General features: G+C 68.1%; 9 protein-coding genes. All 9 read left to right on the top strand.

All coding sequences use genetic code 11. From position 1 onward, the window contains the following. On the top strand, positions 1–1,970 hold a 1,970-nt coding region (gene gspD / locus ACTS1X_RS01235), incomplete at its 5' end, for a type II secretion system secretin GspD (protein ID WP_442612569.1). Positions 1,971–2,068: 98 nt separating this feature from the next. Beyond that, on the top strand, positions 2,069–3,550 hold the full coding sequence (locus ACTS1X_RS01230; protein WP_442612570.1) for a GspE/PulE family protein: 1,482 nt from the start codon (positions 2,069–2,071) through the stop codon (positions 3,548–3,550). Further along, positions 3,543–4,781, top strand: a complete 1,239-nt coding sequence (gene gspF, locus ACTS1X_RS01225) for a type II secretion system inner membrane protein GspF (protein ID WP_442612568.1) — start codon at positions 3,543–3,545, stop codon at positions 4,779–4,781. Before ACTS1X_RS01230 ends, gspF begins: the two co-directional genes overlap by 8 nt. A gap of 9 nt (positions 4,782–4,790) precedes the next feature. Next, the gene (gspG, locus tag ACTS1X_RS01220) at positions 4,791–5,258 is read left to right on the top strand and encodes a type II secretion system major pseudopilin GspG (protein ID WP_442612567.1); all 468 of its coding nucleotides are present in this window, start codon (positions 4,791–4,793) and stop codon (positions 5,256–5,258) included. Between the two features lie 19 nt (positions 5,259–5,277). Beyond that, positions 5,278–5,727 (top strand): type II secretion system protein, encoded by a 450-nt coding sequence (locus tag ACTS1X_RS01215; protein WP_442612566.1) that lies wholly within the window; start codon positions 5,278–5,280, stop codon positions 5,725–5,727. Next, the gene (gspI, locus tag ACTS1X_RS01210; RefSeq protein WP_442612565.1) at positions 5,714–6,094 is read left to right on the top strand and encodes a type II secretion system minor pseudopilin GspI; all 381 of its coding nucleotides are present in this window, start codon (positions 5,714–5,716) and stop codon (positions 6,092–6,094) included. The genes ACTS1X_RS01215 and gspI overlap by 14 nt, the downstream gene beginning before the upstream one ends. Beyond that, complete coding sequence (gene gspJ / locus ACTS1X_RS01205) at positions 6,091–6,693, top strand: type II secretion system minor pseudopilin GspJ (protein WP_442612564.1); 603 nt, start codon at positions 6,091–6,093, stop codon at positions 6,691–6,693. Before gspI ends, gspJ begins: the two co-directional genes overlap by 4 nt. After that, the gene (gspK, locus tag ACTS1X_RS01200; protein ID WP_442612563.1) at positions 6,690–7,679 is read left to right on the top strand and encodes a type II secretion system minor pseudopilin GspK; all 990 of its coding nucleotides are present in this window, start codon (positions 6,690–6,692) and stop codon (positions 7,677–7,679) included. Before gspJ ends, gspK begins: the two co-directional genes overlap by 4 nt. Further along, positions 7,676–8,782, top strand: a complete 1,107-nt coding sequence (gene gspL, locus ACTS1X_RS01195; RefSeq protein ID WP_442612562.1) for a type II secretion system protein GspL — start codon at positions 7,676–7,678, stop codon at positions 8,780–8,782. The genes gspK and gspL overlap by 4 nt, the downstream gene beginning before the upstream one ends. Positions 8,783–8,824: the final 42 nt, after the last annotated feature.

The raw sequence follows: 8,824 nt of genomic DNA, 5'->3' as shown, positions 1-8,824 counted from the left end.
CGTCGGTCAGCGGCACGGTGACCGTGGTGACCGACCGGCCGCTCTCGCGCTCCGAATATTTCGAGGTGTTCCTGTCGACGCTGCGCGCCAACGGCCTGGTCGCCGTGCCGACGGCGGGCGGCGCGCTGCGCATCCAGTCGACCGCGAGCGCCGCCGGTCAGCCGGGCGCGGTCGGCACGGCGCGGGCCGGCAACAACGCCTTCGTCACCGAGATTTTCCGGCTGCGGAACATTCCGGCCGGTTCGGCGGTCGAGACTTTGCGGCCGCTGGTCAGACAGGAAGGGTCGATCACCGCGAACACCGCGGGCAACTCGCTGGTGATCGCCGATTTCGCCGACAATGTCCGCCGGATGCGCGCCCTGATCGAGCGCGTCGATATCGATTCGAGCGCGAGCGAGATCGTCGCGCTGAACAATGCCGGTGCGCGCGAGATCGCCGCCTCGCTGCAGGGGCTTGTATCGGGCGGGGAAGGGCCGTCCCCGGCGTCGGTCGTCCCGGTCGACAGTTCCAATTCGCTGGTCCTGCGCGGCGATCCGGCGACGGTCGCGCGGCTGGCGGTATTGGCGCGCGAACTCGACGCCCGCGCGGCGAGCGGGACGGAAATCCGCGTCATCTTTCTCGAATTCGCCGATGCCGGCCAGATATTGCCGGTGCTCGAGCGGGTCACGGGGCAGACCGGCGCGGTGTCCGCTTCCACATCGAGCGGCGCCGCGGCGCCGAATGCCGGCGAGGGCGGCGGTGCGGGTTCCGCCGAAGCCGTGGGCGGTCGGCCCGGCCAGCGCGTCATCGTCACCGGCTATGAAGGCGCCAATGCGATCATCATCTCCGCCCCGCCCGAAATGCAGCGCACCCTGGGCGAACTGGTGCGCCAGCTCGATACGCGGCGCGACCAGGTGCTGGTCGAGGCGATCATCGTCGAGATTTCGGACGCCGCGGCGCGCGAACTCGGCGTGCAGTTCCTGTTCGGCGGCGAGGACGTGCCCTTCGCGGTCACCAACTATTCGAACGTCCAGCCGCGCATCCTCGACATCGCCGGCGGGCTGCTCGCCGACGAGATCGACCAGACGACGACGGTCATCAACGGCGATGTCGTGACGACGACGACCAATTCGGCGGTCGGCGACCTGCTGCGCGAGAATGCGGCGCGCTCGATCCTCGGCGCGCGGGGCGGCTTTCTCGGTTTCGCGTCCGAGCTCGGTTCCGACCTGATCTTCGGCGCGATCCTCAACGCGGTCCAGGAGGATACCGATTCCAACGTCCTCTCGACGCCGTCGATCACGACGCTCGACAATCAGGAAGCGAGCATCCTGGTCGGCCAGGAAATACCCATCTCGACCGGCGAGGCGCTGTCCGACAATTTCGACAACGCCTTCCGCACGATCCAGCGCGAAAATGTCGGCATCGAGCTCGAGGTCCGGCCGCAGATCAACGCCGGCGGCGCGATCCGCCTCGACATCCGGCAGGAAGTCAGCTCGATCGCCGGACCCGTGTCGGACGATTTCAACGAGTTGATCATCAACAAGCGCGAGATCGAGACGACGGTGACCGTCAACGACGGCGAGATCATCGCGCTCGGCGGCCTGCTCGACGACAATGAGCGGCGCACGATCCAGCGCATTCCGATCCTCGGCGACATACCCATCATCGGCGAGCTGTTCCGCTCGCGCGCGCGCTCCCGGACCAAGACCAATCTGATGGTCTTCATCCGGCCGACCATCCTGTCGAGCGCCGAGGACCGGCGCGCGGTGATGGAACGCCGCTACGGCTATATCCGCGCGCGCCAGTTCCTCGCCGATCCCGAACGCGAGCCCGGCATCGATACGCTCGTCCGGCAATATCTGGGCGTGACGCCGCCCGGCCGCCCGCCCGCGACGCCGCCGCCGGTCGATCCGAGCGTCATCGTCCCGGAAGTCAGCACGAGCACATCGACGGTCCGGCCGGTGCCCGAGCCGGAGGAGCCGCAGCCATGATCGAAATCCGGCGCGGCGACGAAATTCCGACCGGGGGATCCCTCGGCGAACCCGCCGTCGTGCTGGATGCGGAGGGCGACGCCACGCCGCTGCCGGGTATGGCGATCAACATCCCCTATGGTTTTGCCCGGAAATTCGGCGTTGCGCTGCTCGACGGCGATTCCGAAGACGAGCGGTTCAGGGTGGCGCTGCGCGAGGGCGAGGATCCGCGCGCGCTGCTCGAGGTGCGCCGCTTCCTGAGCCGGCCGTTCGATGTCGAGCTGGTGCCGCCCGAACGCTTCGACACGATCCTCTCCGAACGCTATGCGGTGGACGGGCAGGCGGCGGCCGACGCGGCCAGCGGGCTCGGCGATCTCGATCTGCTCGCCAGCGACATTCCCACCGCCGAGGACCTGCTCGACAGCGCCGACGACGCGCCCGCGATCCGGCTGATCAACGGCATCATCGCCGATGCCGCGCGGCAGGGCGTGTCCGACATCCATATCGAACCCTATGACACCGGCCTCGTCGTCCGCATGCGGATGGACGGCGTGCTGCAGGAAACCTTGCGTATGCCGCCGCACGTCGCTTCGACGATCGTCAGCCGGATCAAGGTGATGGCGCGGCTCGACATCGCCGAGCGCCGCATTCCACAGGATGGGCGGATTTCGCTGACCCTGGGCGGCAAGCTGCTCGACGTCCGCGTCTCGACCCTGCCGAGCAGCGCCGGCGAACGCGTCGTGCTGCGTATTCTCGACAAGGACAATGCCGGCATCGGGCTGGAAGAGCTCGGCATGCCAGAGCGCGTCGACGCCGTGTTCCGCCAGGCGATGGCCGAACCCAATGGCATCATCCTCGTCACCGGCCCGACCGGTTCGGGCAAGACGACGACGCTCTATGGCGGGCTGCGGCTGCTCAATGACGGGTCGCGCAATATCCTGACCGTCGAGGACCCGGTCGAATATGCGATCGAGGGCGTCGGCCAGACCCAGGTCAACCCGAAGGTCGGGCTCGATTTCGCGACCGGGCTGCGCGCGATCCTGCGCCAGGACCCCGATGTCGTGATGGTCGGCGAAATCCGCGACCGCGAGACGGCGGAGATCGCCGTGCAGGCTTCGCTGACCGGCCATCTCGTGCTCTCGACGGTTCACACGAACGACGCGGTCGGCGCGATCACCCGGATGCGGGATATGAAAATCGAGCCGTTCCTCCTCGCCTCGACCCTGCGCGCGGTGGTCGCGCAGCGGCTCGTGCGCAAGCTTTGCCCGCATTGCCGCGAACAGGTGCAGGCGTCGAATGCAGTCGCCGCGCTGCTCGGTTTCGATGCGGGGACGCCGATCTTCGAGGCGCGCGGCTGCGCCGAATGCAGCCAGACCGGCTACAGGGGCCGCACCGGCGTGTTCGAGATCATCCGGATCGACGAGGATATCCGGCGGATGATCAATGCCGGCGGGGACGAATCGCAGATCGCCCGGCACGCCTATCTCCACGCGCCCAATCTCGGGTCCGCCGCCCGCGCGCTGGTCCGCGACGGCGTGACGACCGCCGAGGAAGCCGTGCGGATCTCGCGGATCGAGGAGCCCGAACCCGTCGATGCCTAGCTTCGATTATCTTGCCCTCGACACGGCGGGCCGCGAGAAACGCGGTACGGTCGATGGCGAGACGCTGGAAGCGGCGCGCGCCCGGCTCGATGCGCGGCGGCTCTACGTCGTCCGGATCGCGCCGGGGTCCGGTCGGCCCGCCAATGCGGCCAACGACACCGCGCCGCTGCTGAGCCGCACGGTCGAGTTGCGCAACCATCTGTCGGCCAAGGAGCTGACGCTCTTCACCCGGCAGCTTTCGACGCTGGCCGATGTCAGCCCGCTTGAGGAAGCGTTGCGGACGATCGCGCTGCAGGCGGAAAAGCCCCGCGTGCGCCGCGTGCTCGAGACCGTCCATGCCGGGGTCGTCGAAGGCCAGCGGCTGGCCCGGGCGATGGAACGCGAGAAGAAGAGTTTCCCCCCATTGTACCGCGCAATGATTGCGGCGGGTGAGGGGTCGGGGGCGCTGCCGAGCATCCTCGCGCGGCTCGCCGATCTGCAGGAGCGCCAGGCGGAAGTCCGGGGAAAAGTGCTGACCGCGCTCGCCTATCCGATCATGCTGACCGTCGTCGCCGTCGCCGTGGTTTTCGCCCTGATGATCTTCGTCGTGCCTCAGGTGGTGGAGCAGTTCGACAGCGTGGGACAGGAATTGCCGCTCCTCACCCGGATCGTGATCGGGCTTTCGGATTTCCTCGCCAACTGGTGGTGGGCATTGTTGCTGTTTATCGCGCTCGCGGGTTTCGGCCTGTGGCGCGCGCTGCAGAACCCCGATTTCCGCTTGCGCTTCGACCGGCGCGTGCTGCGCCTGCCGATCCTCGGACGACTGACCCGCGATCTCCATGCCGCGCGGATGGCGCGGACCCTGGCGACGATGATCGGCAGCCGCTTGCCGGTGCTCGAGGGCCTCAGCCTGACCGCGAAAACCGTGCGCAACGCCGCGCAGCGCCAGGCCTCGCTCGAGGTCGCGGAAGCGGTGCGCCAGGGCGGCAGCCTTTCCGCCGCGCTCCGCAAGGCCGATATCTTCCCGCCGCTGCTCGTCTATATGGCGTCGAGCGGTGAGGCGTCGGGTCAGCTGGACGCGATGCTCGAGCGCGCCGCCGAGTATCTCGAACGCGAATTCGACGCCTTCACGTCCGCCATGCTCTCGTTGCTCGAACCGGCGATCATCATCGTCATGGGTGTGATCGTCACCTTGATCGTGCTCGCGATCCTGCTGCCCATTCTCCAGCTCAACACTTTAGCCGTCGCATAGGGTTTCGTCATGTCGCTTGTCCGTTTTCTATATCGCCAGCTCGAAAAGGAGCGCTCCAACGAGGAAGGTTTCACGCTGACCGAGCTGATGGTCGTGCTCGTCATCATCGGCCTGCTCGCCACGGTGGTCGTGATCAACGTGCTGCCGGCCGCCGATCAGGCCAACGCCACCAAGGTCCGCGCCGATATCAGCACGCTCGAATCCGCGCTCGAACAGTATCGGCTCGACAATATGACCTATCCGCGCAGCGAGCAGGGGCTGCAGGCGCTGGTGACCCCACCCGGCGACCTCGCCCAGCCGCAGCGCTACCGCCGGGGCGGCTATATCCGCCGCCTGCCCAGCGACCCGTGGGGCAACCCCTATCAGTATACGATGCCGGGCGCGCAGAGCGGCGGGCCGTATGACATCTTCACCTATGGTGCCGACGGCCAGTTGGGCGGCGAGGCGGAAAATGCCGATATCGGCAACTGGCAATAGGCGCCGAACGGCCCGGCTCTTGCGGGCCGCGGAGCGGGGTTTCACGCTGACCGAACTGATGGTCGTGCTCGTGATCCTCGGGATATTGGCGTCGGCGATCGTGTTCGTCATGCCAGATCCGCGCGGCCGGTTGATCGACGAGGGCGAAGTCTTCGCCGCCTGCGCTCATGCGGCGCAGGAAGCGGCGATCGTCGAGATGCGGGATACCGCGCTCTGGGTGTCGCCCGCCGGCTACGGTTTCGAGCGGCATGACGGCGAAACGTGGCGTCCGATCGGCCGGCCGCCGTTCCAGGACCGGCAGTGGCCGGCGGATACGGCGGTGACGATCGCTCAGGAGGATGGCGAGCGGACCCGGATCGTGTTCGACGCGACGGGCCTCAACGATCCGCTCGATGTTATCCTCGCGCGCGACGAGAACCGGGTCAGCGTCGCCATCGGGGCGGACGGGACGATCGATGTCAGTGGTTAGGCGTTCCGATGGCGAGGCAGGCTTCACGCTCCTCGAAATGCTGGTGGCGCTCGCCGTGTTCAGCATCGCGGCGCTCGCCCTGCTCAATCTCGAAACGGTGACGGTGACCAATACGACGCGCATCGCGGACCGGACGTTCGGCCAGATCGTCGCGCGCAACGTCGCGGTCGAAACGCTGACCGATCCTGCGCCGCCCGCGATCGGCACGGCGACCGGCGCGGAAGTGAGTGGCGGGCGGCGCTGGCAATGGACGCGCGTCACCGGGCCGTCGCCCGAGGCCCGGATCCTGCAGATCGAGATCGCGGTGGTCGACGAAGCCGGCGACCGCGCCGCCGACCTCACCATCTTCCGGTTCGCGGCGCAGTGACGGTTCGGCGTTTCTCCGAGCGCGGCTTCACGCTGGTCGAGCTGATGGTGGCGCTGTTCATCTTCGGTATCCTGTCGGCGGCCGGGGTCGCGCTGCTTCGCTTCAGCGTGGATTCGCAGACCGCGTCGCGCGAGGCGCTGGCCGATATGGGGTCGATCCGCAGGATGAACGCGGCGCTGACCAACGATCTTGGCCAGATCGCGCCGCGCCCCGCGCGCGACGTCGCCGGCCAGCGCCAGAACGCCTTTTACGGCGGCGGCGGGGCGGATGGCGATCTGCTGGTCAGCTTCGTTCGGCGCGGCTGGAGCAATTACGAGGGCGAAGCGCGCTCCTCGCTGCAGAAGGTCGATTACCGGCTCGTCGACGGCGTGCTCGAACGGCGCGCCTATCCCTATGTCGACGGCGCCGAGCCGCTGTCCTCGGCGCGCCTGGTATCGGGGATCGACACCATCGCGCTCCGCTATCGCAGCGCGGGCGAGTGGCGCGACCGCTGGGATCCGACTTTGGCGACCGAGCTCCCCGACGCGGTCGAGATGATTGTGGAGATCGAGGGGCTCGGCCCTGTCCGCCAACTGTTTCAGACCGGGGCGACGGGATGAGGCCGGGGAAACCCTCCGAAGAGGGCGCGGCCCTGCTCGCCGTGCTGCTGCTCGTCGCGATCATGGCGGCGCTCGCGGCGGCGTCGCTCGAACGGTTGCAGCTGGCGACGCGGCTCGCGGGCAATATCGCGGCGCTCGACCAGTCCCGCGCCTTCGCGACCGGGGCGGAGTCGCTTGCGGTGCTGCGGATCAACGACCTGCTGGTGCGGGATTCCGGCAAGACGACCCTGGCCGGCGGATGGCTCGGAGAGGAAACGGCGCTGCCGCTTCCCGGCGGCGGAGTGGCGCTGGCGCGGCTCTGGGACGGCAGCAACTGTTTCAACCTCAACAGCGTGGCGCGCGGCGAGGATCCGGCGGGGCTGACCGTCGATCAGGTCGGCGTCATTCAGTTCAGCGCGCTGATGACGGCCCTGCAAATTCCGCGCGGCGATGCCGAGCGGATCGCCTGGTCGCTGGCCGACTGGATCGACGCCGATTCCATTCCCGCGCGCCAGGGCAACGAGGATCGCAGTTACAGCCAGGCCGACACCGCCTATCGCACCGGCAACACGCTGCTTGCCGAGGTCAGCGAGTTGCGCGCGGTTGCGGGCGTCACGCCCGCCTATTATGAGCGGATGCGTCCCTGGCTCTGCGCGCTGCCGACCACCGAATTGTCGCCGATCAACGTCAACACCCTGCTTCCGGAACAGGCCCCGCTTATCGCCATGCTCCTGCCCAACCGCCTCGATGCAAACGGCGCCCGTCAGGCGATCGTCGCGCGCCCGGAAACGGGTTGGAACTCGATCGCCGATTTCTGGAACCAGCCGGTGCTCGCCAATCAGGAGCCGATGAGCGAAGTCATCGGCCAACCGCAAATCCGCACGCGCTACTTCCGGCTCGAGCTCGACGTGCAGCTTGGCGAGGTAGACATGCAGCAGTCCGCCCTGATCGACGCCAGCACCGCGCCGGCCAGGGTGGTATCGCGGCGCTGGGGGCGGGACGAATGAGCGACGATCATTTCTTGATCCTGTTTCTCGGCGCCGAGCCGGGCTGGCTCCGGATCGCGGAGGGCCGGAAAGTCGCCCGCCGGGCCGGATTCGATGCACTGCCCGCACAGGATTCCGAGAGCGGCGAGTCCGAGACGAAGATACTCGTCGTGCCCGGCAGCGATGTCGCGATCCACTGGGCGGAGATTCCGGCCGGGCTGGCCCCGGCCCAGGCGATGGCGGCCGGCCGGATCATGGCTGGCGGCGTCAGTGCCGATCCGCTCGAAACCCAGCATGTCGCGATCGGGCGTCCAGAGGCGGACGACGAACGCTGCCTCGCCATCGTGTCGCGCGCGAAGATGGACGCCTGGCTTGTCGAGGCCGCCGCGCTCGGTGTCGACCCCGACATGATCGTGCCCGAACCGCTTCTGCTGGCGCCGCCCGAGATCGGCGTGCGGACGTTCCGCCACGCAGGGCTCGATACGGTGCGCGGGCCGAAACGAGCTTTCGCCGCCGAGCCCGAGCTCGCGGCGATGCTGCTCGCCGATGAAGCGATCGAACCGTTGACGGCGGACGATTTCGAACGCGAACTCGCCGGCGCCATTGCCGATGCGCCGCTCAATCTGCGCCAGGGAGACTATGCCAAGCGCCGGCGGTGGAAGATCGATGCGAATTACGTGCGCCGCGTCGCACTGCTCGCGGCGACGATCCTGCTCGTCACGCTGCTGATCCAGTTGACGATGATCGCGCGGTACAGCTTCGCCGCCGACGCACTCGAGCGCGAGATCGCCGAGCGGGCGCGCGACGCGATTCCCGGCACGGTCGAGATCGTCGATCCCGACGCCCAGCTCCGCGACCGGTTGTACGGCCTGGGCGGCGGGCCGGGTTATGGCGAACTGGCCAATGCGGCGTTCGGCGCGGTTCGCGATACGGCGGGCGTGGAACTGCAGGCGATGATCTACGATGCCAACAACAATCTGCAGCTGACGGCGGCGGCACCTGGCGAGCCGGAGCTGGTTGCGCTCCAGCAGCGGATGATCGCGGCTGGCCTGTTGGTGACCCCAGGCGCGGTGCGCGATGGCGGCGGACGCCAGATCGCCGAATTCACGGTGACAGCGCCATGATCGATCGGTTCAACGGCTGGTGGAAAACCCGAACGGCGCGCG

This window comes from Parasphingopyxis sp., from assembly GCF_052168275.1.
Classification (GTDB): domain Bacteria; phylum Pseudomonadota; class Alphaproteobacteria; order Sphingomonadales; family Sphingomonadaceae; genus Parasphingopyxis.
This window is presented reverse-complemented; position numbering and strand designations above follow the sequence as displayed.

What these genes read in the sequence shown, in the direction of transcription:
- ACTS1X_RS01230 (WP_442612570.1), top strand. Translation starts at nt 2,069, where the DNA reads ATGGCGATCAACATCCCCTATGGTTTTGCCCGGAAATTCGGCGTTGCG.
- gspF (WP_442612568.1), top strand. Translation starts at nt 3,543, where the DNA reads ATGCCTAGCTTCGATTATCTTGCCCTCGACACGGCGGGCCGCGAGAAA.
- gspG (WP_442612567.1), top strand. Translation starts at nt 4,791, where the DNA reads ATGTCGCTTGTCCGTTTTCTATATCGCCAGCTCGAAAAGGAGCGCTCC.
- gspI (WP_442612565.1), top strand. Translation starts at nt 5,714, where the DNA reads ATGTCAGTGGTTAGGCGTTCCGATGGCGAGGCAGGCTTCACGCTCCTC.
- gspK (WP_442612563.1), top strand. Translation starts at nt 6,690, where the DNA reads ATGAGGCCGGGGAAACCCTCCGAAGAGGGCGCGGCCCTGCTCGCCGTG.
- gspL (WP_442612562.1), top strand. Translation starts at nt 7,676, where the DNA reads ATGAGCGACGATCATTTCTTGATCCTGTTTCTCGGCGCCGAGCCGGGC.